18 protein-coding genes are annotated in these 24,879 nt (G+C 71.5%); 13 read left to right on the forward strand and 5 right to left on the reverse strand.

Going from position 1 to position 24,879, the window contains the following annotated elements; all coding sequences use genetic code 11:
• Positions 1 to 43 precede the first annotated feature (43 nt).
• Together ACIQFZ_RS37475 and ACIQFZ_RS37480 are read left to right on the forward strand one after the other, a co-directional pair.
• A complete protein-coding gene (locus ACIQFZ_RS37475; RefSeq protein WP_383063284.1) occupies positions 44 to 379 on the forward strand; it encodes a hypothetical protein in 336 nt (111 codons plus the stop codon).
• A gap of 232 nt (positions 380 to 611) precedes the next feature.
• The gene (locus ACIQFZ_RS37480) at positions 612 to 1,028 is read left to right on the forward strand and encodes an SsgA family sporulation/cell division regulator (RefSeq protein ID WP_383063281.1); all 417 of its coding nucleotides are present in this window, start codon (positions 612 to 614) and stop codon (positions 1,026 to 1,028) included.
• 31 nt (positions 1,029 to 1,059) lie between these two features.
• On the opposite strand, the gene ACIQFZ_RS37485 is transcribed toward ACIQFZ_RS37480, so the two are convergent.
• Positions 1,060 to 1,590: an adenylate kinase gene (locus tag ACIQFZ_RS37485; protein ID WP_402693342.1), complete on the reverse strand. Its 531-nt coding sequence runs from the start codon at positions 1,588 to 1,590 to the stop codon at positions 1,060 to 1,062.
• 177 nt (positions 1,591 to 1,767) lie between these two features.
• Between ACIQFZ_RS37485 and ACIQFZ_RS37490 the strand changes: the two genes are divergently transcribed.
• Together ACIQFZ_RS37490 and ACIQFZ_RS37495 are read left to right on the forward strand one after the other, a co-directional pair.
• Positions 1,768 to 6,264 carry a S8 family serine peptidase gene (locus ACIQFZ_RS37490; RefSeq protein ID WP_402693343.1) on the forward strand — a complete coding sequence of 1,499 codons (4,497 nt, stop codon included), beginning with the start codon at positions 1,768 to 1,770 and terminating at the stop codon, positions 6,262 to 6,264.
• Positions 6,265 to 6,299: 35 nt separating this feature from the next.
• Positions 6,300 to 7,988, forward strand: coding sequence for a kelch repeat-containing protein (locus ACIQFZ_RS37495; protein WP_402693344.1), 1,689 nt, complete (start codon positions 6,300 to 6,302; stop codon positions 7,986 to 7,988).
• 133 nt (positions 7,989 to 8,121) lie between these two features.
• Here ACIQFZ_RS37495 and ACIQFZ_RS37500 read toward each other — a convergent pair whose 3' ends face one another.
• The 4 genes from ACIQFZ_RS37500 to ACIQFZ_RS37515 all read right to left on the reverse strand — a co-directional run bounded on the left by ACIQFZ_RS37500 (position 8,122) and on the right by ACIQFZ_RS37515 (position 12,403).
• Entirely contained in the window at positions 8,122 to 9,177 is a 1,056-nt protein-coding gene (locus ACIQFZ_RS37500) for an ABC transporter substrate-binding protein (RefSeq protein ID WP_402693345.1), read from the reverse strand.
• A gap of 189 nt (positions 9,178 to 9,366) precedes the next feature.
• The gene (locus ACIQFZ_RS37505; RefSeq protein WP_402693346.1) at positions 9,367 to 10,254 is read right to left on the reverse strand and encodes an ABC transporter ATP-binding protein; all 888 of its coding nucleotides are present in this window, start codon (positions 10,252 to 10,254) and stop codon (positions 9,367 to 9,369) included.
• The gene (locus ACIQFZ_RS37510; RefSeq protein WP_402693347.1) at positions 10,251 to 11,405 is read right to left on the reverse strand and encodes a FecCD family ABC transporter permease; all 1,155 of its coding nucleotides are present in this window, start codon (positions 11,403 to 11,405) and stop codon (positions 10,251 to 10,253) included. The genes ACIQFZ_RS37505 and ACIQFZ_RS37510 overlap by 4 nt, the downstream gene beginning before the upstream one ends.
• A complete protein-coding gene (locus ACIQFZ_RS37515; protein WP_402693348.1) occupies positions 11,402 to 12,403 on the reverse strand; it encodes a FecCD family ABC transporter permease in 1,002 nt (333 codons plus the stop codon). Before ACIQFZ_RS37515 ends, ACIQFZ_RS37510 begins: the two co-directional genes overlap by 4 nt.
• 165 nt (positions 12,404 to 12,568) lie before the next feature.
• Here ACIQFZ_RS37515 and pstC point away from each other — a divergent pair, with 165 nt between their 5' ends.
• The 9 genes from pstC to ACIQFZ_RS37560 all read left to right on the forward strand — a co-directional run bounded on the left by pstC (position 12,569) and on the right by ACIQFZ_RS37560 (position 24,737).
• Complete coding sequence (pstC, locus tag ACIQFZ_RS37520; protein WP_365423788.1) at positions 12,569 to 13,852, forward strand: phosphate ABC transporter permease subunit PstC; 1,284 nt, start codon at positions 12,569 to 12,571, stop codon at positions 13,850 to 13,852.
• Between the two features lies 1 nt (position 13,853).
• Positions 13,854 to 15,152: a phosphate ABC transporter permease PstA gene (gene pstA, locus ACIQFZ_RS37525; protein ID WP_365776647.1), complete on the forward strand. Its 1,299-nt coding sequence runs from the start codon at positions 13,854 to 13,856 to the stop codon at positions 15,150 to 15,152.
• A complete protein-coding gene (gene pstS / locus ACIQFZ_RS37530) occupies positions 15,152 to 16,969 on the forward strand; it encodes a phosphate ABC transporter substrate-binding protein PstS (RefSeq protein WP_402693349.1) in 1,818 nt (605 codons plus the stop codon). The genes pstA and pstS overlap by 1 nt, the downstream gene beginning before the upstream one ends.
• Positions 16,966 to 19,692 carry a hypothetical protein gene (locus ACIQFZ_RS37535; RefSeq protein WP_402693350.1) on the forward strand — a complete coding sequence of 909 codons (2,727 nt, stop codon included), beginning with the start codon at positions 16,966 to 16,968 and terminating at the stop codon, positions 19,690 to 19,692. Before pstS ends, ACIQFZ_RS37535 begins: the two co-directional genes overlap by 4 nt.
• Before the next feature lie 201 nt (positions 19,693 to 19,893).
• The gene (locus ACIQFZ_RS37540; protein WP_402693351.1) at positions 19,894 to 21,879 is read left to right on the forward strand and encodes an Ig-like domain repeat protein; all 1,986 of its coding nucleotides are present in this window, start codon (positions 19,894 to 19,896) and stop codon (positions 21,877 to 21,879) included.
• 79 nt (positions 21,880 to 21,958) lie between these two features.
• A complete protein-coding gene (locus ACIQFZ_RS37545) occupies positions 21,959 to 22,867 on the forward strand; it encodes a sortase (protein WP_402693352.1) in 909 nt (302 codons plus the stop codon).
• Positions 22,868 to 22,995: 128 nt separating this feature from the next.
• The gene (gene pstB / locus ACIQFZ_RS37550) at positions 22,996 to 23,778 is read left to right on the forward strand and encodes a phosphate ABC transporter ATP-binding protein PstB (RefSeq protein ID WP_365430659.1); all 783 of its coding nucleotides are present in this window, start codon (positions 22,996 to 22,998) and stop codon (positions 23,776 to 23,778) included.
• Positions 23,779 to 23,928: 150 nt separating this feature from the next.
• The gene (locus ACIQFZ_RS37555; protein WP_365430647.1) at positions 23,929 to 24,273 is read left to right on the forward strand and encodes a DUF3147 family protein; all 345 of its coding nucleotides are present in this window, start codon (positions 23,929 to 23,931) and stop codon (positions 24,271 to 24,273) included.
• Complete coding sequence (locus tag ACIQFZ_RS37560; RefSeq protein WP_365430645.1) at positions 24,270 to 24,737, forward strand: DUF3147 family protein; 468 nt, start codon at positions 24,270 to 24,272, stop codon at positions 24,735 to 24,737. Before ACIQFZ_RS37555 ends, ACIQFZ_RS37560 begins: the two co-directional genes overlap by 4 nt.
• The last annotated feature ends 142 nt before the right edge of the window (positions 24,738 to 24,879 follow it).

Genomic DNA, 24,879 nt, shown 5'->3' on the forward strand with positions numbered 1-24,879 from the left:
TTTTCCCGTTCGCATCGTGGAGCGAGGAAAGAGAGGAAACACCATGGCAAGCAGGACTGTTCGTGGGGTTGCCGTCGCGATCATCTCGACCGCCGTCGCGGCAGCCGGGCTTCTCGCCACCGGCGGCTCCGCATCGGCTGCGACGTACCCGAGCAGCAGCCAGTCGGGTGTCGTCTCGGCGGTCCGTATCTCCGACCACCACAAAGAGGACCGGCACAACCACCACGGCGACCGCCACTGGATCCGTCACGACAAGCATGACGGTGACCGGGCGCGGATCGACGAAGGCCGTCGGCAGTGGGTTCTCGACCAGCTCCGCTGGGCCGACGGCCACACCTACCAGGGCGGCCTGAAGCACCACGACGCTTCACACCACTGAGGACCGCGGTCACCAGGACCGCCACCGCTCGGGCTGCCGCATGTCGGTGGGCAAGTGACGCAGCCCGAGCCACCCCGGCCCGTTGCGGGCCGATGTCACAGAACGGCGGGGGCGGCATTCGGGGTCGCTCAAGGGACAGCGGCGGCCATGAGACCGGATGCCTCCCCCGCACCTCAAGCGAAGGTTCGGCGGCCACCGCCGCCCCTTCCGTCGACCAGACGCACACAGAGCCATGATCACTTGCGTAGACCACATGCTCGGCATGGAGCTCGTGTCACCCCAGGGCACACGGCTCCCGGTACCGACCCACCTGCTCTACAGGTCGCAGGACCCACTCGTGGTGGAGTTCCTCTTCCAGGGCCTCGCCCTGAGCCCCGTGTCCTGGGTCATCTCACGCGAGCTGCTTGCCCGAGGGATGCTGGCGGCCAGCGGAGAGGGCGACGTGAGGGTGTGGCCGACCGGAACCGGCCCGGAAGCCCTCCTGCACATTCTCCTCAGTCCACCGGGCGGCTCTGCCCACCTCATCGCCGCGCTCCCGGCCCTCACGCACTGGCTGTACCGCACCTACCAGATGGTGCCGGCCGCCCGTGAGACCGAGGCACTGGACCTGGAAAGCCACCTCGAACGGCTTCTGAACGAGTCGCCCTGAAGGTGCCCGCCACGGGAACTCCCGCGACGCCTCATTTCCCGCGTGGGAGAGATGCCAGCCAGGCCGCCGTGTCGTCGGGGTGGCCGAAGCGGAGGGTGTCGAGAGGGGCGAAGCGGGGATCGCCGGCACGGCGCTCGATCTCACGGCGGCGGGGCCCGTGTTGGGACCACGCCCACCAGGCCGGGTGTTCCCTGCTCAGCCAGTCCCGCCAGGTCTCCCTGTTGCCGCCGAACAGAACCTCGCGTCTCACGGTGCGCCGGAAGGACCGGCGCAGGACGCGGGGCATGATGACGCGTTTGGGATAGTCCAGCCATATCACGGTGTCGGCCCGGTCCCACAGCAGGTCGCGGACTTCCGGATAGCCGAGCGAGTCGATGATCCAGTAAGGCTCCGCGGTGAGTCGTGAAACGTCTTCGGCCAGCTGGTCGTTGACGGCCCAGTCGGGACCGTTGAAGTACAGCGCGTCCATCTCGTGGTAGGGCAGGCCCAGTCGACCGCTCAGGGCACGGGCGAGCGTGGATTTGCCCGCGCCGGTGACGCCCACCACCGAGATCCGTTCCACGGGTGCACTTTATCCCGGCACCCGATGAGGAACGTCCTTCATTTCCTATGGCGGATACACGCCAAGGCGTAAACCCGTATCAGGGCGCACATTGCCTGCCCGTCACCGTGCTGCGAGCGTCAGCAGCGCTTTTTTGTGCATGCAGCTGCTCTGTGATGAACGGGAGTTGACATAGCAATGCCCAGAGCGCACCTCACGGGCCGGTGGCGAACCGGTCCCGTCCTCGCCCTCGTCGTGGCCCTCATGGTCGCGCTGCTCGCCACCCTGGGGACCCAGCAGGCCGACGCGACCGACAAGATCGACAGTGATCTCGCCGCCGCTCTGCAGAAGGACCCGGCCACCCCGTTCTGGATCCGCTTCGACGAGAAGGCCGACCTGAGCGCGGCCCGCTCCGCCAAGGGACGCGAGAAACAGGGCCGGAACGTCGTCGACGCGCTGCGCGGGACCGCCCGCGACCAGCAGTCCGGCGTTCTCGCCAAGTTGAAGAAGTCCGGCGCCGAGTACCGGACGTTCTGGGCCTCCAACACCGTCTACGTGGCCCGCGGTTCAGCCGAACTCGCGAAGTCGCTCGCCGAGGACGGCAATGTCGTACGGCTGCGCAGCGACCATGTCTACAAGCTGCCCGACACGACCGAGGGCGCGAAGGTCAAGGCCGTCGCGGCGGCCGACGACGCCGAGCCGGTCGAGTGGGGCGTCGACGCGATCGGCGCCGACGACGCCTGGTCCGAATTCGGCAGCCGCGGCGAGGGCGTGGTCATCGGCTCCATCGACTCCGGAGCCCAGTACGACCACCCGGCGCTGCGCGACTCCTACCGCGGCACCCGCAGCGACGGCAGCTACGACCACAACTACAACTGGTTCGACCCGAGCGGCGTCTGCGGCTCCCCCTCGCTCGCGCCGTGCGACAACGCCGGACACGGCACCCACACCATCGGCACCATGACCGGCGGCCTGGCCGGCAACGCCCGTATCGGTGTCGCCCCGGGCGCCAAGTGGATCTCCGCCAAGGGCTGCGAGGGCCGGACCTGCTCCGAGTCCGCGCTGCTTGCCTCCGCGCAGTGGATGCTCGCCCCCACGGACCTGAGCGGCAACAACCCGCGCCCCGAGCTGCGGCCCGACATCATCAACAACTCCTGGGGCAACGACAACGGCATCGCCGTCGAGGACTGGTACCAGGACTCCGTGAAAGCCTGGATCGCCGCCGGCATCTTCCCCGTGTTCGCCAACGGCAACGCCGGACCCGCCTGCAACACCGCGGGCAGCCCCGGCGACTACGCCATCTCCTACGCAGTCGGCGCTTTCGACTCCAAGGGCGTCATCGCCTCCTTCTCCTCCCGCGGCCAGGGCGAGAACGGCGCGATCAAGCCCGACATCGCCGCGCCCGGTGTCAGCATCCGCTCGGCCGTCCCCGGCAACTCGTACGCGTACATGAACGGCACCTCCATGGCGGCCCCGCACACCGCGGGCGCGGTCGCGCTGCTCTGGTCGGCGGCGCCCGCCCTGGCCGGGGACATCACCGCCACGCGTGAGCTGCTGGACTCCACCGCCGTCGACGTCAACGACACCAGCTGCGGCGGCACCGCGGGCAACAACAACGTCTGGGGCGAGGGCAAGCTCGACGCCCTGGCCGCCATCACCGCCGCGCCCCGCGAGGGCACCGGCATCGTCACCGGCAAGGTCACCGACGCCGCGACCGGAGAACCCGTCGTCGGCGCCGAGCTGCACATCAACGACCGCCGGCTGAACACCGACGCCGACGGCGGCTACCGGCTGCGCCTCCAGGCCGGCGAGTACACCGTCGCCGTCACCGCCTTCGGCTACCAGGACGTCCAGCGCACCGTCACCGCCGTCGCCGACAGGACGGTGACCGAGAACATCGCCCTGAAGGCCGCACCGACCACCACCATCCACGGCAAGGTCAGCGACGCCTCCGGGCACGGCTGGGGCCTCTACGCCAAGATCAGCGCGGTCGGTGTCACCGCTGCGGGCCCCTGGTTCAGCGACCCGGCGACCGGCGCGTACGAGATCACGCTGCCGGCCACCGCGCGGTACACGCTGCGCGTCGACGCCCAGTCGGCCGGCTATCGGTCCCTGACCCGCGAAGTGCCGTTCACGGCCGACGACACCGTGGACCTCGCACTCGCCGTGGTCACCGAGCGCTGTGTGGCGCCCGGCTACTCCGTCGGCGGCCTCTTCGAACCGTTCGACTCCAGTGAGAAGCCCAAGGGCTGGACGGTGGTCCAGCACGCCGACGGCGGCGGCTGGGAGTTCGACGACCCCACCCCGCTGGGCAACCGCACTCCGAAGGGCTCGGGCAACTTCGCCTCTGTCAACAGCGAGTTCTACGGCTACCAGCGCACCCAGGACTCCGACCTGATCACCCCGGCGGTCGACCTGACCCAGGTCGACAAGCCGGTCCTGCAGTTCGAGACCCAGTACCAGGGCCCCTCCTGGACCCGCTCCGTCGCCACCATCGACCTGTCGACCGACGACGGCACCACCTGGACGCAGCTGTGGACCCGGCAGAAGTCCAATCTGGTCGCCTCGCTCAGCCTCCCGCTGCCGCAGGCCGCCGGCCACGACAAGGTCCGGGTGCGCTTCAACTACAAGGGCTCCTTCGACCAGTGGTGGATGATCGACGACGTACTCGTCGGTGACCCCGCCTGCGCCGCCGTCGACGGCGGCCTCCTTGTGGGTCAGGTGAAGGACGGCAACACCGGCGGACCCGTCGCCGCCGCCACCGTCACCGCGCCCGGCGCGGGCGACGCCCGCTCGGTGCCCACCACCGAGGACCCGAAGACCGGCGACGGCCTGTACACCGCGTTCCTGCCCGCGGGCACACACCAGGTCTCGGCGGGGCACGACCGCTACGCCTCGGCCGAGAAGACCGTCACCGTGCACAAGGACCAGGTGTCCTCGGCCGACTTCACGCTCCAGGCCGGACGGCTCGACGTCAAGCAGTCCTCGCTCGACCCGACCGTGCGCCTGGGCAGCAGCACCGGCGAGACCCTGACGCTCACCAACACCGGCAAGGCGCCGCTGACCGTGCGCACCGGCCTGTCCGGCGACGGTCTCGCCACGACCGCCACCGGCAGTGGCGGCCAGGCCGAGCCCGCCCAGCCCAAGGCCGCCACGAAGGCCGCCGAGGTCACCAAGGCAGCCGGCGCCGCTGACGACTCCGCCGCCTCGGCGCGCGCCGTCCCCGGCGGCAAGCCCGTCTCCGGGTTCCTGTCCGCCGACACCGCCGGACGGGCGGCCGCAGGACCGCAGCCCACGCTGACACCGGACAACTCCGGTGCCGGCAACGGCGATTGGGCCACACTCGCCCCGTACCCGACCGGCATCATGGACCCCGCGACCGGTATGTACCGGGGCGAGATCTACACGGCCGGCGGTTACGACGGGTCCGGTACGACCGCGAAGGCCTACCGCTATGACCCCGTCGCCCAAAACTGGACCGCCCTCGCCCCGATGAACACCGCCCGGCAGGCCGGCGCGTCCGCGTTCATCGACGGGAAGTTCATCGTCACCGGCGGCTGGTCGGCCGGTGTCCGGGAGCTGCCCTCCACCGAGATCTACGACCCGGGGAAGAACACCTGGACCCAGGCGGCCACACTGCCCAAGGCGTACGGCGGCATGTCCCGGGCCGTGCTCCAGGGCAAGCTCTACGTGATCGGCGGCTGCGTCGACAACGGCACCCTGCAGGGCGACTGCGGCCGCACCGACGTCCAGGTCTACGACCCGCAGAAGGACCGCTGGGGCACCGCGGCCGACTACCCCGTGCCCGTCTCCTGGTCGTCCTGCGGCGCCCTGGCCGGCAAGCTCTACTGCGCGGGCGGCATCGACGTACGCACCGGCATCCGCACCGACGCCTTCGTCTACGACCCGGCCTACGACCACTGGTCGCGCATCGCCGACGTGCCGGCCGGCACCTGGGCCGCCTCCTACTACACCGGCGGCGGAAAGCTCCTGGTCACCGGAGGCATCGGCGACGACGGCCGTACCACCGCGAAGGGCTTCGCCTACGACCCTGCCGGCAACGCCTGGTCTCCCCTGCCCGACACCAAGTACCCCTTGTACCGGGCCGGTTCGACCTGCGGCCTGACCGTCGTCGGCGGCGCCGGGAAGGGCTGGCCCGGTATGCCGAGGGTGCAGAACCTGACCGGATACGACGACTGCGGCGCCGCCGACCTCGGCTGGGCGTCCGCAGGGAAGGACACCGTCACTCTCAAGCCCGGCGAGCGGACCACGCTGCCCGTGCACCTGGACACCAGCAGGCTGACCCAGCCCGGCGCCTACTCCGCCGCCGTCCAACTGCGCACCGACAGCCCGTACGCCTCCCTCTCCATACCGCTGAACGCCCAGGTCACCCCGCCGCCCGGCTGGGCGAAGGTCACCGTGGACGTCGAGCAGGCCGCGTGCACCGGCGGCAGCGAGCCGCTCAAGGGCGCCTATCTGGAGATCGGCGGCAGCGGTGCCCCGCTGGCCCGCAAGTCCGACCGCGGCGGAAAGGCCGCCGTGTGGCTGCCCGTCGACGGGCAGAGCGAACGGATCACCGTCATCGCGTCCAAGGACGGCCTCAGTTCGGCCACCGACGTGGCCACCGTCAAGCGGTCCGGGTCCGCGCACATCACGCTGACCCTCAAGCCGGCGGGCGGGTGCCCGGGACAGTGAGACCACTCCACGACGCACACAGCAGGGAGATTCCCATGCGCCGCAGATCCCTTCTCGGCATCTCGGCGGCGGCCGTCGTACTCGCCGCCGGGCTTGTCACCGGTGCCTCGGCCCAGGCCGACGAGGCGCCCGATGTCACCGTCAGCACCTCGGAGCTGACGGCCACCGCGGAGCTGGGCCGCTCCGCCGAGGCCGCCCTGACCTTCGCCAACCACGGGACCGAGGCCCGCAAGGTGATCCTCGGCGAGTCCGCCGGCGACTTCACCATCCAGCGGGCGGGCGCCGCCCGCAAGGACGTGAAGGGCGCCGCGAACCCGCACCGCCTCACCGCCGACGCCACCCCCGACACCAAGGGCACCGATGCGGAACCCGCTGAAGCACCCTGGGAATCGATCACCGCTCACCCCCAACCCATCATGGACAACCTGGTGTCCGTGGGACCGGGCAAAAAGGTCTACTCGGTGGCCGGCGTCAGCAACGCCGTGATGGTGTCGACGGTACGGGCCTACGACCCCGTCACCGGCGCCTGGAACACCGTCGCGCCGATGAGCGCGGTCCGCGAGAAGCCCACCGGGGCGTTCGTCGACGGCAAGCTGTACGTCACCGGCGGCTGGAACAGCTCGGGTAAGCCACTCGATACCACCGAGGTCTACGACCCGGAGCAGGACACCTGGAGCAAGGCCGCGCCCAACCCCGAACCGCTGGCCGCCGCCTCGTCCGCCGTGCTCGACGGCAAGCTGTACACGGTCGGCGGCTGCGACAAGGACGTCTGCGGACAGACCACCGTCCAGTCCTACGACCCGGCTGCCGACACATGGAGCGCCCACGCTCCCTACCCGGAGCCGGTGTCCTGGACCTCGTGCGGCGCCATTGCGGGACGGCTGTACTGCGCGGGCGGCTACACCGACGCGGGCGGCGCGACCACCAGTACCTACACATACGACCCAGGCACGGACAGCTGGGCGAAGCTGAGGAACATGCCCGAGTCGCTGTGGGCCTCCGGGTTCACGGCCGCGGGCGGCAGACTGCTGGTCTCCGGCGGCTCCACCGGCGAGGAGTACACCAACGCGGGCTACCAGTACGAGCCGGCCGCCGACACCTGGAGCGCCCTGCCCAACTCCGGGCAGATCTCCTACCGCGGCGGCAGCGCCTGCGGCCTCTACCGGGTCGGCGGCTCCACAGGCGGCTTCGTGGGGACGACGTACGCCGAGCTCCTGCCCGGTTACGACTCCTGCGGCAGCGGTGTCGACTGGCTGACGCCGGACCCGGCCGAATTCGTGCTCGAACCCGGCCAGGAGCGCGCGGTCACCGTCACCATGGACAGCGCGAACCTCGCCCAGCCCGGCAGCTACACCGCCTCGCTCACCGTCGGCACCGACCGGGGCGACCGCGTCGACCCGGTGCGGGTGATCTTCAAGGTGACCGCGCCCGGCCAGTGGGGCAAGGTCAAGGGCACCGTCACCAGCGCCACCTGCGCCGACGGCGGCGCCGGAGCGATCGGCGCGGCCACGGTGACGCTCTCGGCGGACGGGTTCCACCGGGTCCTGCGCACCGGTCGCGACGGTACGTACGCCCTGTGGATCGGCGAGCACTCCGGGCCGTTGACGGTCATCGTCGCCAAGGACCAGTGGCGGGCGCGGACCACCGACGTCCGTCTCAAGGGCGGCGAGACAAGCGACGTCTCCTTCGCCCTGGAGCCGTACCCCTTCTGCCCGAAGGGGTAGTCGCCACCGCTCCGACACCCCGGCCGGGCGGGTTTCTTCCCCAACCGCCCGGCCGGGGGCCAGGGCGATCACCGGCGCGAGACCGCCGCCGAGGTTCCACACGCCGTTCGGCTTCGGCCCTCGCGGCCGGGGCCTACTTGGTGAGGTGCGACTCCAGGTCGCCGAGCACCTCCTCGGCGGCCGTCACGCCGAGGCCGAGGTACCAGGTCTCGTCCGGGACGTCGTAGGCGTGCCCTGCCTTGACGGCGCCGAGGCTCTTCCAGAGCGGGTTGCTCTGCGCCTTGGACTTGTCGGTCGCCTTCACGTCGCCGTAGACGCCGGTGAAGATGTAGTCGGCGTCGGCCTGGTCGATGTTCTCGGCGCTGACCTCGGCGGCGAGGTCGTCGATGTCCTGGTTCTTCGGCCGGGGAATGCCGGCGTCCTTGAGGATCGTGCCGATGAACGAGGCGTTGGCGTACAGGCGGATGACGCCGTCGGGCAGGTAACGGACCATCGATACGGTCGGCTTGTCGGCTCCGAGCTTCCCGCCGAGGGCCCCGGCCCTCTTCTCGTAGGCCGCGAGCTTCTGCTTCGCCTGCGTGGTCTTGTCGAGCGCGGCGGCGTTGAGCAGGTAGTTCTCCTTCCAGGTGAAGCCGGGGCGGAGGGAGAAGACGGTCGGCGCGATCTGTGACAGCTCGTCGTACTTGTCGGCTGCGCGGAGCTGGCTGCCCAGGATGAGGTCGGGCTTGAGCGCGGCGATCGCCTCCAGGTTGAGGTTGTTGATCGTGCCGACGTTCTTCGGGCTGCCCGCGTCCTTCTTCAGGTACGACGGGAGTTCGGGGGATCCCTCGGTGGGCGCGAGACCGACCGGCTTGACGCCCAGGGAGACGACGTTGTCGAGTTCGCCGACGTCGAGGACCACCACGCGCTTGGGCTGGGACCTCAACTCGGTCTTGCCCATGGCGTGGGTGACGGTGCGGGGCCACTCGCCCGGTGCCGCGTCGGTGCCCATGGCGGCGGTCTTCTTCGCGGCGTCCTTGAAGTCCTCCCCGCCCTGGGCGACGGACTTCTTGCCGCCCGCCCCGGCCCCGGCCGAGGACGTGCCGCCCGAGCCCTCGCCGCCTGCGGAGGATCCACCGCAGGCCGCCAGGGCGAGCGCGGCGGCGAGAGTGAGGGCTGCGGCGGTGGTGCGGCGGCGTCCGGCGGACATGGGAAGGGCGCTCCCGTCGTGAGAAGGGTGGGGACACACGGGAAACGCCAGGGTCGAGACCCCGACGAATCCGCAGAGTTTTAGGTAAGGCTTACCTTACGAGACGCCTGTGTGTCTGATACATCCAGAGCGTGTGCTTCCGATCACATGCCGCCTTGTCGGCTCATTTCCGAAGCGCCTGTTCGCAGTTCACCGGGTGCCGTTCCGCGCCGCCGGGACGGTCGCTCCGCCCTTCGTGTCCTCGCCCCCGCCCGTGCCGTCCGCCGACCGCGGAGGACCGGGTACCACCATGGGCCCGCCGGTGACCGGGTCCGGCACGACGACCGACACGAGCCCGAACACCTCCTGGACCAGCTCGGCGGTGACGATGTCGCCGGGCGGCCCCTGCGCGACGATCCTCCCCGCCCGCATGGCGATCAGATGGTCGGCGTAGCGCGCGGCCTGGTTGAGGTCGTGCAGCACCGCCACCACCGTCCGGCCGCGTTCCCGGTTGAGCCTGCGCACCAGGTCCAGGACCTCCACCTGGTGGGCGATGTCCAGATACGTCGTCGGCTCGTCGAGCAGCAGCAGATCGGTGTCCTGGGCAAGTGCCATGGCGATCCACACCCGTTGGCGCTGCCCACCCGACAGTTCGTCGACCGGACGCTCGGCGAGTTCGGCGGTCCCGGTGCGTTCCATGGCCTGCGAGACGGATGCCTCGTCCGTCTCGGACCACTGCTGCCACCACTTCTGGTGCGGCTGGCGCCCGCGCGCGATCAGATCCCCGACCGTGATCCCCTCCGGCGGCACCGGGGTCTGCGGCAGCAGCCCGACCGCCTGGGCGATCCGCTTGGTGGGCAGGCGGGCCAGTTCGGTTCCGTCCAGCAGGACGGCCCCGCGCCGCGGCTTCAGCAGTCGGCCCAGGGCGCGCAACAGGGTGGACTTGCCGCAGGCGTTGGGGCCCACGATGACGGTGACCCTGCCGTCCGGGACGTCCAGGTCCAGCTCGTCGACGACCGTACGGTCCTCGTAGGCGAGGGTGAGCCCCCGCGCGGCGAGACGGGAAGTCCCCGGGGCGGTGGGATGGTTGCCGGTCACGCGGTTCCTCCGGAACGGCTGCTACGGGTACGGACGATCAGCCACATCAGATAGGGGGCGCCCACCAGGGCGGTGAACACGCCGACCGGCAGCTCCAGCGGCGAGAAGAGCCTGCGGGCCAGCAGATCTCCGACGACCACGATCAGCGCGCCCGTCAGCGCGGAGCACACCAGCGGAATGTGCGGGGCACGGGTGAGCCGGCGGGCGATCTGCGGGGCGAGCAGGGCCACGAAGTCGACAGGCCCCGCCGCCCCGGTCGCGACGGACGCCAGCACGACGCCGAGGACACTGAGCCCGACCCGGACGCGGCCGAGCCGTACACCGAGGGCGACGGCCGTGTCGTCGTCGAAAGCCGAGCCGCGCTGCGCGCGGGCCGCCCACAGCAGGAACGGCACCAGCAGCACCAGGACCGTCGCGAGCGGTGCCGCCTGGTCGTAACCGCGGCCGTTGAGCGATCCGGTGAGCCAGGTCTTGGCCTGCTGCGCGACCAGATAGTCGCCCTTGGTCACCCACAGCCGGGTCAGCGAACCGAGCGCGACCGAGATGCCGATGCCGATCAGGACGAAGCGGGAGGCGGCCAGCCCGCCCCGCCAGGCGCACAGGTAGACGAGCAGCGCGGCGAGCAGACCGCCCGCCACGGACACGTACGGCAGAACGGCGTACGAGGTGAGGCCGAACGTCATCGCGGCGACCGTCGCCGCTCCCGCGCCGTGCGTCACGCCGATGACGTCCGGGCTGGCGAGCGGGTTGCGGGCCATGGTCTGGATCAACGCGCCGGACAGGCCGAAGGCGATGCCCACCAGAAGGCCGGTCACCAGGCGCGGCAACCGCAGCGTGCCGACCACCAGTCGGTCGGGGCTGGGCAGCCCCAGCAGAACGCGGACCACCTCGCTCGGTGCGACGAACGACTCGCCGACGCACAGCGACGTCACCACGGCAGACGCGAGCAGCACGGTGAGGACGGCACCCACCACCAGAGCCCTGCGGTGCACCAGGAAACTGCCCCGCCCGGCCCGCAGCACGGCATGTCCGGCGGGCCGGCCGGACGGACGCCCGCCGCCGTTGCCGCCGGCGGCATCGTGTCCGCCGTGCCCCAGATGCTCTGCCCGCTCCAGGTGCGCCGCGCGCTCCCCGTGACTCAACCGCGTCATGCCGCCACCGCCTTCCGCCGGACCAGCACGATCAGGAACGGCACACCTGCCAGCGCGGTCATCACGGCCACGGGCACCTCCGCGGGCCGCACCACGACCCGTCCGAGCACGTCCGCCAGCAGCAGCATCACCGGTCCGAGCAGCGCGGCCACCGGCAGCAGCCAGCGGTGGCCCGGCCCGACGAGGGCACGGGCCATGTGCGGCACGGCGAGGCCGATGAAGGCGATGGGACCGGCCGCCGCGACCGCGGCGCCGGTCAGAACGGTCGCACCCAGGGCGCCGGTTGCTCGCAGCAGCGCGACGTTGCGGCCAAGGCCCCGGGCGATGTCGTCGCCGAGCGCGAGCGCGTCGAGGCCGCGCGCCATGGCCAGCACCAGCAGCAGGCCGGCGAGGAGGAACGGCCAGACCTGCCCGGCGATCGTGGCGTCCCGGCCGCTGATCGAGCCGACGTCCCAGAACCGGAACTCGTCCAGGGCGCGTGCGTTGGTGGTGAGGACGGCCGAGATCAGCGAGGCGAGGAACGCGTTCATCGCGGCACCCGCCAGCGCCAGCTTGACCGGGGACGCCCCGCCTCGCCCGCTGCTGGCGACGGCGTAGATCAGGACCGACGCGACTCCCGCACCCACGAACGCGTACCAGACGTACCCGGTCAGGCTGTGCACCCCGAGGAAGGCGATGGCGCAGACGACGCCCATCGACGCTCCCTGGCTGATGCCCAGGATGCCGGGCTCCGCGATGGGGTTCCGGGTGATCCCCTGAAGAACCGTTCCGGCAACGGCGAGCGCGGCCCCGACCATCAACCCGATGACCGTGCGCGGCACTCGCAACGACCGTACGACCTGTGCGTCGGCGCTGGTGCCGCCGTGCAGCAGGGCGTCCCAGACCACCGAGGGCGCCACCGGGCGACTGCCCACCGCGAGACTGAGCAGCACCGCCAGCAACAGCAGGAGAAGAGTGGTGACCAGCCACCCGAAGCGGCGTCTTGGGACTCCTGACATGAACCCTTCCCCGTATCACTTAGCTTAGGCTCGCCTAAGCGTACGTGGTGTCCAAAACGCGCCCTCGCCCACGTCGGACACGCGGAGACGGGACAGGCGGGACGCCGCACTCGACGCGCCCACAGGAGCGGCACAGAAATGGCATGAACCGTTCATTGACCGGCCATGCGAGACGCGTTGGGGCGACAAGATCCGGCCATTGAATCTGATTGCGCGGACCGACCGGTCATCGCGAGATTCCTTTCCACAGTGGGGGGACCACACGTGGTGGCCACGCACCATGGGCCCGACGGACGAGATGCGGACGGACCCGGCCTGGGCACAGCGGCGTCCGAGTCATCGGTTTCCGGCAGATCGGGGTCCGACAGACCGGACTCCGACAGAGGGCAGTCCGACACAGGGCAGTCCGACAGATCGGACTCCGACAGACCGGAGCCCTACAACGGGCAGTTCGGCAGCCCGGAGTCAGGTGGGCCGGCACCCCAGCGGCCCCGCGCCGCACGCGGGTTCGGAGACCGGGTCTTCCGCTTCCAGCTGACGGCCACCGGAGTCGTCGTCCTCGCCATCATGGCGGCGGTCGGTCTGTTCCTCCTGCTGAGGGCCGGACAGGCGCTGCGCGTCTCCAAGTTCTCGTTCCTCACCACGGCCGCATGGCAGCCTGACGTTCACAACTTCGGCATCGCGGCCGTGCTCACCGGAACCCTGCTGATCGCCGCCGTCGCGGTGATCATCTCCGTTCCTCTGGCCATCGCGACGGCCCTGTTCATCTCCGATGTGGCGCCGCGGAAACTGCGCCGCTCCCTGGTCACCATGGTCGACCTGATGGCCGCCGTGCCGTCGGTGGTGTACGGGCTGTGGGGGCTGTTCCTCCTCCAGGAGAACGTCATCGGGCTGTCCCGCTGGCTGTCCGACTGGTTCGGCTGGATCCCCCTCTTCAAGGTGGACGGCACCCAGCCGGGCGACCCGCTCGCCTCCGCCAGCGTCTACACCGCGTCCACCTTCGTCGCCGGCATCGTCGTCGCCCTGATGGTCACGCCGATCCAGTGCTCAGTGATGCGCGAGGTCTTCGCGCAGGCGCCGGCCGGCGAACGCGAGGGCGCATACGCGCTCGGCGCCACCCGCTGGGGGATGATCCGCGCGGTCGTTCTGCCCTACGGCAAGGGCGGCATCATCGGCGGGACGATGCTCGGGCTGGGCAGGGCACTCGGCGAGACGATCGCGGTCTACATGATCATCTCCCCGGTCTTCGTCATCCAGCCGCACATCCTGCAGACCGGCGCGAACTCGGTCTCCGCGCTGATCGCGCTGCACTACGGCGACGCCTCCCCCTTCGGTATGTCGGCGCTGATGGCGGCGGGCCTGGCGCTGTTCGTGCTCACCCTGGCGGTCAACTTCACCGCCTCCACCATCGCGGCCCGCTCCCGTTCCGGCGCACAGAGCGAGGCATGAGATGACCGTCGTCCAGGACACCGCCCACGACATCACCGAGGACTCGGCACCCCCCGGCGCTCCCGCGCCCGCCGAACTCCCCGACCAGCCCCGCCGGATCGGCGGCGCGACACGCTCGGGTGTGCTCGCCCTGTGCGGGGCCGCCCTCTCGGGGCTCTGCGCCGCCGTGCTGCTGTTCGGTCAACTCGCCCCGTTCTCCGGCCTGCTGGGGTTCACGGTCACCGCCTACCTCGCCTTCCTCGCCTGCTACGCGGTACTGACCGGACTGGAGGAGGACGGGCAGGCCGTACGCGACCGAGTGATGACCGTGGTGCTGTGGACAGCGGCCACGCTGCTGTTCCTCACGCTCGCCCTCGTCGTCGGCTTCACCGCCTGGCGCGGGCACCAGGCGCTGGGGCATCTCAACTTCCTCACCGAGGACATGCAGTCCACGGGCCCGCTGGACCCGCTCAACCACGGCGGTATCGCCCACGCGATGCTCGGCACCCTCATCCAGATGACCATCGCCCTGACGATCACCGTGCCGCTGGGCCTGGCCTGCGCGGTCTACCTCAACCAGATCCCGGGCCGCTTCTCCCGGTTCGTACGGACCATCGTGGAGGCGATGACGGCGCTGCCATCGATCGTGGCCGGCCTGATGGTGTACGCCATCTGGATCCTCAGCCTCGGCATGCAGAAGTCCGGCCTCGCGGCGGGCTTCGCGATCAGCGTGATGATGCTGCCGATCGTGATCCGCGCGGCGGACGTCGTGCTGCGGCTGGTGCCCGGCACGCTGACCGAGGCGGCCGAGGCACTGGGAGCTCCGCGCTGGCGCACCGTGTGGCACGTGGTCCTGCCGACCTCGCGCTCCGGCCTCGCCACCGCGGTGATCCTCGGCACGGCCCGCGGTATCGGCGAGACCTCGCCCGTACTACTCACCGCCGGCTACATCGCGGCGATCAACGCCAATCCGACGGAGGGGCCGATGATCTCGCTGCCGCTGGCCGTCTTCACCCTCGTCAAGTCACCCGAACCCGCCTACATCGCCCGCGGTTTCGGCGCGGCGGCGGTCCTGATGGCCCTGGTCCTCGTGCTCTTCGCCATCGCCCGGGTGATCGGCGGACGCGGTCCCGGCCAGCTCAGCCGCCGCCAGGCCCGCCGCGCGGCCCTCGCCTCGCGCCGTGACGTCGACCGCTTCGCCGAACTGCACGCCCCCGCACTCTCGTTGTTCGACAGCGTCCCGCAGACCACCGACCCGTACGCCACACCTTCCAGGCCCACCACCGAGGACCTGGGACACAAGCCCGGAGAAACCGACTGATGCGCAGTCACCTGCACCTTCGTCCGCGCCGCCTGCGCGCGCCGGCGATCCTGGGCGCGCTGCTCGCCATGATCGCCGGGCTGCTGGCCGGCCCGCTCGCGGCGACCGCCGCCGCCGAGAGCTACACCCCCATCGCCGGAGCCGGCTCCACCTGGGCCGAGAACGCCGTCGACGAATGGCGCCGCGCCGTCAACCAGTACGGCATGCGGATCAGCTACGCCGGCACCGGATCCTCCGACGGCCGCCGCCAGTTCCTCAGCGGCACGGTGGACTTCGCGGTCTCGGACATCCCGTTCCAGACCAACCCGACCGACGGCTCCGCCGCCGAACGGCCGGCCGGCGGATCGTACGCCTACATGCCGATCGTGGCCGGCGGCACCGTCTTCATGTACCACCTGACGGTCAACGGCCAGCGGGTCACCAACCTCCGGCTCTCCGGTGACGTGGTCACCAAGATCTTCACCGGCGCCATCAAGTCCTGGGACGACCCGGCGATCAAGGCCGACAACCCCGGCCTTCAGCTGCCGCACCGCCCCGTCGTCCCGGTGGTCCGCTCGGACGGTTCCGGCTCGACGGCCCAGTTCACGCTGTGGATGGCCAACCAGCACAAGGCCCAGTGGCAGGACTACTGCCGCAAGGTCGGACGCTCCGGCGCGTGCGGGCAGACCTCGTACTACCCGACCGTCCCCGGCATGATCGCCCAGTCCGGTGACCTCGGTGTCGCCGCGTACGTGGCCCAGAGCTACGGCGAGGGCGCGATCGGCTACGTCAACTACTCGTACGCGCTCAACGCGCACTACCCGGTCGCCAAGGTCCTCAACCACGCCGGCTACTACACCGAGCCGACCCCGCAGAACGTCGCGGTCTCGCTGCTCCAGGCGAGGATCAACACGAACAAGAGCTCGCCGGACTACCTCACCCAGCAGCTCGACGGCGTCTACAACGACACGGACAAGCGCAACTACCCGCTCTCCAGCTACTCGTACATGATCCTGCCGCTGAAGGTGCAGGGCACGTTCACCAAGGAGAAGGGCAAGACACTCGGCGCGTTCTCCTACTACTTCATGTGCCAGGGCCAGCAGCAGGCACCCCAACTGGGGTACTCGCCACTGCCGATCAACCTCGTCAAGGCGGGCTTCGACCAGATCCGCCGGATCCCCGGCGTGCAGACCCAGAACATCAACATCAAGGGCTGCAACAACCCGACCTTCACGGCCGACGGCCACAACAAGCTCGCCGAGACCGCGCCCTACCCGGCGGAGTGCGACAAGAAGGGCGCCGCGGCCTGCACCACGGGCAGCGGCGGCGCCAAGGCCGGCGGGGGCTCCGGAACTTCCGGTGGCGCCTCGGGCGGATCCACCGGCGGCGGCACGAACGGCGGCTCCACCGGCGGAGGTTCCACCGGCGGCGGCACGAACGGCGGTTCCACCGGGGGCGGTTCGGCGACGGGCGGCACCTCCGGCGGCGGCACGGGCGGCACCGGTGGCACTGGTGGCGCCGGCGGCACGGGCGGCCCGGGCGGCACCGGACCGGACGGCACCGGACAGCCGTCCGTCGACCCCGACACCGGGCAGACCCTCGCGCCCAACGGCGCGGCGGGCGGCGGCGCCACCGTCGCCGACGGCACCATCGCCCTGGCCCAGCCGGTCACGGTGGCCGGGCGCAGCGGCTGGACCGGCACCCAGACCCTGATGCTGATCACCGCCCTGCTGCTGCTCGGGCTCGTCCTGCTGCCCTCCGTCGTCTCCCGGGCGATCGCCGCCCGCAACGGCGGCCGCGGCGGCCACGACCGGTTCACGGACGGGGGTTCGCGATGAGCCGCGACACACGAGGCAGGACGGCGCGCGTACGCGGGCTGCTCCTGCGGCTGGTGGCCGGGGCCGCCGCCGGCGCCCTCGCGGGCCTCGGCGTGGCCCAGGCCGCCCAGCCCGCGACCGCCGCGAGCGGTGCTGCCGGCACCGGCTCCGCCGTCACGGTCTCCGGCCGCGGCGAGTTCAAGGACATGAAGTTCACGGTCGACCAGACCACCCGCCTGACCAGCCAGGCGATCACCGTCTCCTGGAGCGGCGGCACCCCGACCACGTTCGCGGGCACCCTGTTCAACACCGACTTCGTGCAGATCATGCAGTGCTGGGGCGACGACGACGGCACGGTCCCGGGCAACCCCGGCCCGCCGCGCACCCAGTGCCAGTACGGCGCCTCTCCGACCACCGGCCGGGGCAGCTGGCCGGGCAACGAACGCGACGACACGCGCAACGTCACCTACAGCGCCGCCCCCACCAGCTACGGCGAGGACGACCGGTACGGCGCGGGTGGTGCCTTCGGCCAGGGCGAGGTGCCCTTCAAGTCGGTCGACGGCACGATGGTCACCACCAACACCCAGAACAATCCGTTCTACAACCGCAACACCACCAACGAGGTCGACTTCGCCCGCACCGGCGCCGACGGCACCGGCCGCGAGTACTTCGAGGTGCAGACCGCCAACGAGGCCCCGCACCTGGGCTGCGGTGCCCAGGCCGGAAAGAAGGGTGCCGGCCAGTCGCGCTCCTGCTGGCTGGTGATCGTCCCGCAGGGCCACCTCGACCTCGACGGCGAGCCGTACGCCGACAAGAGCATCGTCAACGCGGGCTCGCCGGTCTCCTCCACCAACTGGAAGAACCGCATCGCCGTCCCGCTCCGCTTCAACCCGGTCGGCAGCGGCTGCGCCCTCGGCTCCGACGAGCGGGCCACCCTGGGCAGCGAACTCGTCGCCGACGCCATGACCAGCTGGCAGACGGCCCTGTGCCCGACCGGCACGGTCTACGGCTACACCAAGCTCGGTGAGCCCGACGCCCGCACCCGGCTCGCCAACACCGGCTCCGCCGGCCTCGCCTTCACCACCCGGGCCCTGGGCACCGACGAGGGCACCACCGCGCCGTCCGGCACCACGGTCTACGCCCCCGTCGCGCTCTCCGGAGCCGTGATCGGCTTCACCATCGAACGCAGGCCCAAGGCAGGGGCCCCGGACGACATCCAGAGGCTCGCCGGGACGAAGGTCGACTCCATCGACCTCACACCCCGCCTGGTCGCCAAGTTGCTGACCGAGTCGTACCGCAACTCCCCCTGGGGAGCGGTGCTGGGCGACAAGGTCGCCAAGGGCTACGACTGGGCGAAGAACAACCCGGCCGGCCTCGCCAGTGACCCCGAGTTCATCGCCCTCAACCCGGAGTTCGCGCATCTGTCGGTCTCCGAGACCCCGGCCACCGACACCGACCTGATCACCTCGCTCGGCCACTCGGACACGGCCCGCGCGCTGTGGCAGTGGATCCTGTCCGACAAGGACGCCCACGGCTTCCTCGCGGGGACGGCCGACGACTGGGGCATGCGCGTCAACCCGTACTACAGCACCGACACGCACCTGAACCCGACGGGCGTGGCCTACGACCCGGCCCGCACCGACGACTACCCCAAGAGCGACCCCTGGTGCACGATCCCGCCGGGCACCGACGCCACCGACAAGCAGTGCATGACCGACTTCCACCCCTATGTGTCCGACATGCACGCCGGCGCCCTGCACACCCGGCGCGCCGACACGCTGTGGAAGGCGACCTGGGACGCGCTGGCCAACCCGCCCGCGTACAAGAGCACCGGCCCGCAGACCGTCGGATCGCGGTTCGTGATCGCGGTCACCGACACGGCCTCCGCCGAGCGCTACGGGCTGCAGACCGCCCGGCTGCGCAACGCCGCCGGCCGCTTCACCGCGCCCACCACGGCGTCCCTGACCGCCGCCGCCACGAGCGCCGCCGGCAAGGGGGCGCCGGAGATCAGCCCGGGCCGGGCCACCGCCGAGGGCGCCTACCCGCTCGCCCAGCTGATCTACGGTGCCGCACGGCCGGGCGAGCTGGACGCCACCGCCCGCAAGGACTACGCGGCCCTGCTGCGGTACGCGGTGGGCGCCGGACAGATCAGCGGCGCCGACCCGGGCCGGCTCCCGGCCGGTTACGCCCCGCTCTCCAAGGACCTGCGCACCCGCGCACTGCACGCCGCCGACACGCTCGAGCACTACACCGGACCCTCGTCCCACGACGGCGGCTCCGGAAGCGGCTCGACCGGAGGCGGCGGGGGCTCCGGCGGCTCCGGCTCCGATTCCGGCGGCTCCGGCTCCGGCTCGGGTGGCTCCGGCGCGGGCGGTGCCTCGGGCGCCGGGGGCGCGTCGGGCGGCGATACGGCCGGGGGCGGCACCGGCTCCGGCGGGGCCGGCCCGGACGGCGGGGACGCGAGCCCCACGCCCAGCGGCGCGCCCTCCTACGACGGCGGCAAGGCCGTCCAGACCACGGCCTTCGGCACCACGCCGGCCGACCCCGCGAACGCGCTGCGCTACGCCGTCCCGGTCGGTGCCGGGCTCGGCGCCGCCGCGGCGGCGGGCGCGCCCTTCGCGGGCGGCAGCCGACTGCGCCTCCCGCTGCGGGTGCCGCTCCCCGGCGGCCGCACGGTGACCGTCGTACCGGCGTTCACCCTGCCCGAACGGCTGCGGAGGCTGCTGCCGCCGGGCCGGGGCTGACCCTCCGACCGGAGCCGGGCCTTACGGGGCCCGGCTCCCCACAGACGGCCGCCCGCCCCGAAAGGCAGTCGGGGCGGACGGCCTGTACCACCCTGCCAGATCCTCGGCGTGCTCTCGGCCGGCGTGACGCAGGGACCCCCCACGGCATCTCCCCCACACCCACCGCACAGCACATCCACGCACACCGTCAGGAGACTCTCGATGCGCAGAATGCGCTCTACGGCCGCGCTCGTCGCCGCCGCCGTGGTGACCGGTGGCCTCGCTCTGGCGAGCCCGGCGTCCGCCGACCCCGCACCCGCCGGGACGTTCCGCCAGCTCGTCGGCGTGGGCTCCGACACCACGCAGGACGTGCTCAACGCCCTCGCCGGTGACGCCCCCGCTTACACCGGTGACGCCATCAAGTCGGCGGGCGGCGCGGGCATCGCCTCGTACGACGCGGTTGCGCCCACCGGCGCCACCTCCACCATTCAGACCCGCTCCAACGGCCCGTCCTTCCTGCGCCCCAACGGCTCCGGCAAGGGCCGTCTCGCGCTGAGCATGTCGCTCACGGGTGACAAGTTCCCCGACAGCGGCGGTGTCGCCGTCAAGGGCCAGATCGACTTCGCCCGTTCCTCCGGCGGCCCGAGCGTTACCGGCAAGGCACTCACCTTCATCCCCTTCGCCCGGGACGCGGTCGGCGTCGCGGTGCGCGGCTCGGCCCTGGACAACCTGACGGTCGACCAACTGCACGACATCTACGCGGGCATCATCACGGACGTGAACGGCCAGGCCGTTCACCCGTACATCCCGCAGAACGGGTCCGGCACCCGCGCCTTCTTCCTCAGCACGATCGGTCTCAACGACTCGACGATCAACCCCAAGATCCCGACCGTCCAGGAGAACCAGGCCAACGACGCCCTCACGGCCGACGGTGCGCTCGTCCCGTTCTCCGTGGGCAGCTGGATCGCCCAGATCAACGGGGTCGCCCCGGACCACAGCAAGACCGCTGCCGCCGCCGGCGCCCACCTCGCCTCGGTGCAGCTGCCCGGCGACAAGGGCGTCACCAACCCGGTGACGACCGTCAACGGCCGGCTCGAGCCGGTCCGCGGCTACTACGAGAACGCCACCTTCGGCCGGGACGTCTACAACGTCGTTCCCAGCCGGGCGATCGACCCCACCAGCATCTTCTTCGACAAGGACCTCTACGACGTCTTTGTCACCGACAGCGGCCACACCGCCCAGATGGCCACCGACAACTCCCAGAAGGTCATCGCCGACTTCGGCTTCATGAACGAGTCGTACAACGGCTCGATCAACCCGACCAAGCACGCCAAGTTCGGCGGCCTGGAGCAGTCGGGCATCGACCTCTCGGCGCCCGCCGCGCCGGCCCTCAAGGCCACCGCCGACACCGGGAAGCTCGCGCTGACGTGGACCGCCCCGGCCGCCCCCGGCCTGCCGGTCACCGACTACCGCGTCACACTGACCCGTGCGGACGGCACTGTCGCGGCGGCCAAGGACGTCCCGGCCACGACCACGTCGTACTCGTTCAGCGGTCTGGCCAGCGGCAAGTACACCGCCACGGTCGCCGCCGCCAACCTCAACGGCACCGGCGCCCCCGCCACCTGGACCGGTGACGTCAGCCTCAAGTCCGCGAGCACCACGAAGGCGACCGCCACGACGACCGCGTACGGCAAGGCGCCGAAGGTCGCCGTCACCGTCACCGGCTCGAACGGGACCGTCCCCAGCGGCAAGGTGACGGTGAAGGAGGGCTCCACCACCCTCGGTACCGGCACCCTCAGCTCCTCCGGCAAGGTCACCGTCAGCCTGTCCAACCACCTGAAGGTCGCGACGCACAAGCTGACCGTCTCCTACGGCGGCGACAGCAAGCTCAACGCGTCCTCGGCGTCGGTCTCGCTGAAGATCACCAAGGCGACCCCGTCGATCGCCGTCACCCGGCCCTCCTCGATCAGCCACACCGCCCGCGCCAAGGTCACCGCGAAGGTCACCGCGACCGGCACCACGCCGACCGGCACCGTGCGCGTCTACGAGGGCTCCAAGGTGATCGCCACCGGCACGCTGAAGTCCGGCACGGTGACCATCACCCTGCCGAAGCTGAGCCGCGGCAAGCACACGCTGCGCGCGTACTACGCGGGCTCCTCGACGGTGGACGCGAAGAACAGCGCGAACTTCACCATCAAGTCCACCTGACCCCGCTGCCGGGGAGGCCGCCGCGACGGCGGTCTCCCCGGCGGTGAAACCCCACGACCCATGAAGGAGGCGGGCCGCCGTGACGGTCGCCGTACAGACCATGCCCGCACCGGCCCTGCTCCGGACCCGCGTCCGGAGCGTCCCGGCCGTCCGCCACATCGCCCGGGGCGCCCTGCTCAGCCTCGCCGCCCTGCTGCTCGGCATCACCGCCCAACTGCTGTTCCTCAGCGGCGTCCAGGAACGGGCCGCCCAGCACACGGCGTACGACGAACTGCGCAACGCACTCGCCCTGGGCACGGCCCCGGTCTCCCAGACCGACCAGCAGGGCAGGCTGCTGGCTCCCGGTACGCCGGTCGCCCTGATCGACATCCCCTCCCTGCGCGTGCGTCAGGTGGTCCTCGAAGGGACCGACTCCGGCGTCATGACCGACGGCCCCGGCCACCGCCGCGACACCCCGATGCCCGGGCAGGCCGGCACCAGCGTGCTGATGGGGCGGGCGGCCGCCTACGGCGGCCCGTTCGAACGGCTGGCCGACCTCGCCGAGGGTGACAGGTTCACGGTGACGACCGGCCAGGGCGCGGCGAAGTACCAGGTCGTCGGCGTACGGCGGGCCGGAGACCCGGCGCCCGCCCCCTTGGCCTCCGGCCAGGGCCGTCTGGTGCTGGCCACGGCCACCGGCCCGAGCTACATGCCGGGCGGCATCCTGCGCGTCGACGCGGACCTGGTCTCCACACCCTTCGAGACCCCGGCGGCCGTGATCAGGTCCGGCACGCTGCCGGAGTCCGAGCAGCCGCTGGCCCGCCCCTCAGGGGTGCCGTGGCCGCTGGTGATGTGGCTCCAGGCCCTGCTGGTATCGGCCGTCGCCGCGGTATGGACCTGGCACCGCTGGGGCCGCCACCAGACGTGGATCGTCTTCGCCCCGGTGGTCGCCGTGCTGGGCCTCCAGGTCGCCACCCGGACCACCGAACTGCTGCCCAACCTGATGTGACCGCTTCCCGAGCCCAGCCGCGAACCGAGGTACCCGCCGTGACCGATGCCACCGACTCCCTGACCGACACGGTCGTCCTGCCCCCCGTCACCGACGCCACCCCCTTCCCCGCCGCCCCGGGCGGGCCGATGACCGCTCCCGCGACGCTCGAAGCCCGTGCGGTGTCGGCCTGGTTCGGCAGCCACCAGGTGCTGAGCCGGGTGTCGCTGACGATGCCCGCCGGCCAGGTCACCGCCCTGATCGGCCCCTCCGGCTGCGGCAAGTCGACGTTCCTGCGCACCCTCAACCGCATGCACGAGCTGATCCCGGCGGCGGCCTTCGCGGGCGAGGTGCTCTTCGAGGGCGAGGACATCTACGCCCCCGAGCGCCGCCTGACCGACGCCCGACGGCGCATCGGCATGGTCTTCCAGAAACCCAACCCCTTCCCCGCCATGTCGATCTACGACAACGTCGTGGCGGGCCTGCGCCTGACGGGCACGCGCGTGAGCCGTCGGACGAAGGACGAACTGGTCGAGGAGTCCCTCACCCGCGCCGGCCTGTGGAAGGAGGTCAGGGACCGCCTCCGCCAGCCCGGCGGCGCCCTCTCCGGCGGACAGCAGCAGCGTCTGTGCATCGCCCGCGCGCTGGCCGTGCGCCCCCGGGTGTTGCTCATGGACGAGCCGTGCTCGGCGCTCGACCCCACCTCCACCCGCCGGGTCGAGGAGACGATCCAGGAACTCGCCGGCCAGGTGACGGTCGTGATCGTCACCCACAACATGCAGCAGGCGGCCCGCGTCTCCCACCAGTGCGCCTTCTTCCTCGCCGAGCAGGGCACCCCCGGCGGCATCGTCGAGCACGGCCCGACCGACGACGTCTTCGGCACGCCGAAGGACCAGCGGACGGCGGACTACGTGGCGGGCCGGTTCGGCTGACGGGTCGCCCCCGGGAGACGGGGCGGCCGTCCCGGAGGGCGCACGATCGCCCGCGAGCCGGTACGACGTATGCGTCCGGGCAGCGGGCGTTCGACGGGCTGCCAGCGTGGGTCGTTGCGCGAGCGGCGCCTCGGCGCTGAGGTTGTGCGGATGAGGACCCTGCTCGAGCTCGTCCTGAAGCCCTTCATCGGTGGCCTGCTCGTGGTGGGTTTCGCCCTGGTGGCGGAGGCCGTCCAGCCCAAGCGGCTGGCCGGGATCTTCGCCGCCGCCCCCTCGGTGGCGCTGGGAGGGCTGATCTTGACGGTGGTGTTCAAGGGCGACCTCGACGCGGCGACCGCGGCACGGGGCATGGTCGCCGGAGCGCTGGCGTTCACCGCCTACTGTCTCGTCGATGTTCCGGCGCTCGCCCGATTCGGAGCCATGCGCGGATCCGCGGCGGCCCTTGTCGTGTGGTTCGCGACAGCGGCCGCTATCGCCTTTGCGGTGGCGCCGTGAGGCGATCGGCGCAGCCCGCGGACGGCAGCGGAAAAGGAGCCGAAGACACCGACCGGGTGCGGGTCGACCTGCGGGCGGTCGCGCGCACACCGCGCAAGGACCTGCTCCTTCGATTCGGCTTCGGCGCGGGCGTGTCACTCCTGGCGGCCGTCGTGTCACGGCTCTTCGGGTCGTTCGTCGGCGGCGTCTTCCTCGCCTTTCCCGCCATCCTGCTGGCCGGCCTGACCCTGGTGGCCGAGGAGGAGGGGCTCATGAGCGCCCGCGACGACGCGCGTGGCGCCGCCCTGGGCACCCTGGGGCTCGTGGCGTTCGCCGTCGTCGCCACGGTTCTCCTCCGTCACCACTCGGCGTGGCTCGCGCTCGGGGCCGCTACGGCGGCATGGGCCGTGGTGTCACTCGGCGCCTACGGGGTCGCGCGAGCCACAGGGTCCGGAGGCGACGAACGCTCCCCCGCGGACGGGTGAGGCCCCACGCAGGTTTGGCCGTGGAGCCTTCGGCCACCCGGGGGAGAAGAGGTGGCCATGGTGAAGAGAGAAAACACCGCGGAGTCGCAGGATTCAGGAGAGTCGGTGTCCGGGCCGAGGCCGTTGGAGGTGCTGCGTGAGG

Origin of the sequence: Streptomyces sp. NPDC093064, from assembly GCF_044754605.1 — a bacterium.
Lineage (GTDB): Bacteria > Actinomycetota > Actinomycetes > Streptomycetales > Streptomycetaceae > Streptomyces.

Excerpts from the sequence above, each read along its gene's own strand:
- ACIQFZ_RS37475 (WP_383063284.1), top strand. The coding sequence starts at position 44 with ATGGCAAGCAGGACTGTTCGTGGGGTTGCCGTCGCGATCATCTCGACC.
- ACIQFZ_RS37480 (WP_383063281.1), top strand. The coding sequence starts at position 612 with ATGATCACTTGCGTAGACCACATGCTCGGCATGGAGCTCGTGTCACCC.
- ACIQFZ_RS37490 (WP_402693343.1), top strand. The coding sequence starts at position 1,768 with ATGCCCAGAGCGCACCTCACGGGCCGGTGGCGAACCGGTCCCGTCCTC.
- ACIQFZ_RS37495 (WP_402693344.1), top strand. The coding sequence starts at position 6,300 with ATGCGCCGCAGATCCCTTCTCGGCATCTCGGCGGCGGCCGTCGTACTC.
- ACIQFZ_RS37500 (WP_402693345.1), bottom strand. The coding sequence starts at position 9,177 with ATGTCCGCCGGACGCCGCCGCACCACCGCCGCAGCCCTCACTCTCGCC.
- ACIQFZ_RS37510 (WP_402693347.1), bottom strand. The coding sequence starts at position 11,405 with ATGACGCGGTTGAGTCACGGGGAGCGCGCGGCGCACCTGGAGCGGGCA.
- ACIQFZ_RS37515 (WP_402693348.1), bottom strand. The coding sequence starts at position 12,403 with ATGTCAGGAGTCCCAAGACGCCGCTTCGGGTGGCTGGTCACCACTCTT.
- pstC (WP_365423788.1), top strand. The coding sequence starts at position 12,569 with ATGCGAGACGCGTTGGGGCGACAAGATCCGGCCATTGAATCTGATTGC.
- pstA (WP_365776647.1), top strand. The coding sequence starts at position 13,854 with ATGACCGTCGTCCAGGACACCGCCCACGACATCACCGAGGACTCGGCA.
- pstS (WP_402693349.1), top strand. The coding sequence starts at position 15,152 with ATGCGCAGTCACCTGCACCTTCGTCCGCGCCGCCTGCGCGCGCCGGCG.
- ACIQFZ_RS37535 (WP_402693350.1), top strand. The coding sequence starts at position 16,966 with ATGAGCCGCGACACACGAGGCAGGACGGCGCGCGTACGCGGGCTGCTC.
- ACIQFZ_RS37540 (WP_402693351.1), top strand. The coding sequence starts at position 19,894 with ATGCGCAGAATGCGCTCTACGGCCGCGCTCGTCGCCGCCGCCGTGGTG.
- pstB (WP_365430659.1), top strand. The coding sequence starts at position 22,996 with ATGACCGCTCCCGCGACGCTCGAAGCCCGTGCGGTGTCGGCCTGGTTC.
- ACIQFZ_RS37555 (WP_365430647.1), top strand. The coding sequence starts at position 23,929 with ATGAGGACCCTGCTCGAGCTCGTCCTGAAGCCCTTCATCGGTGGCCTG.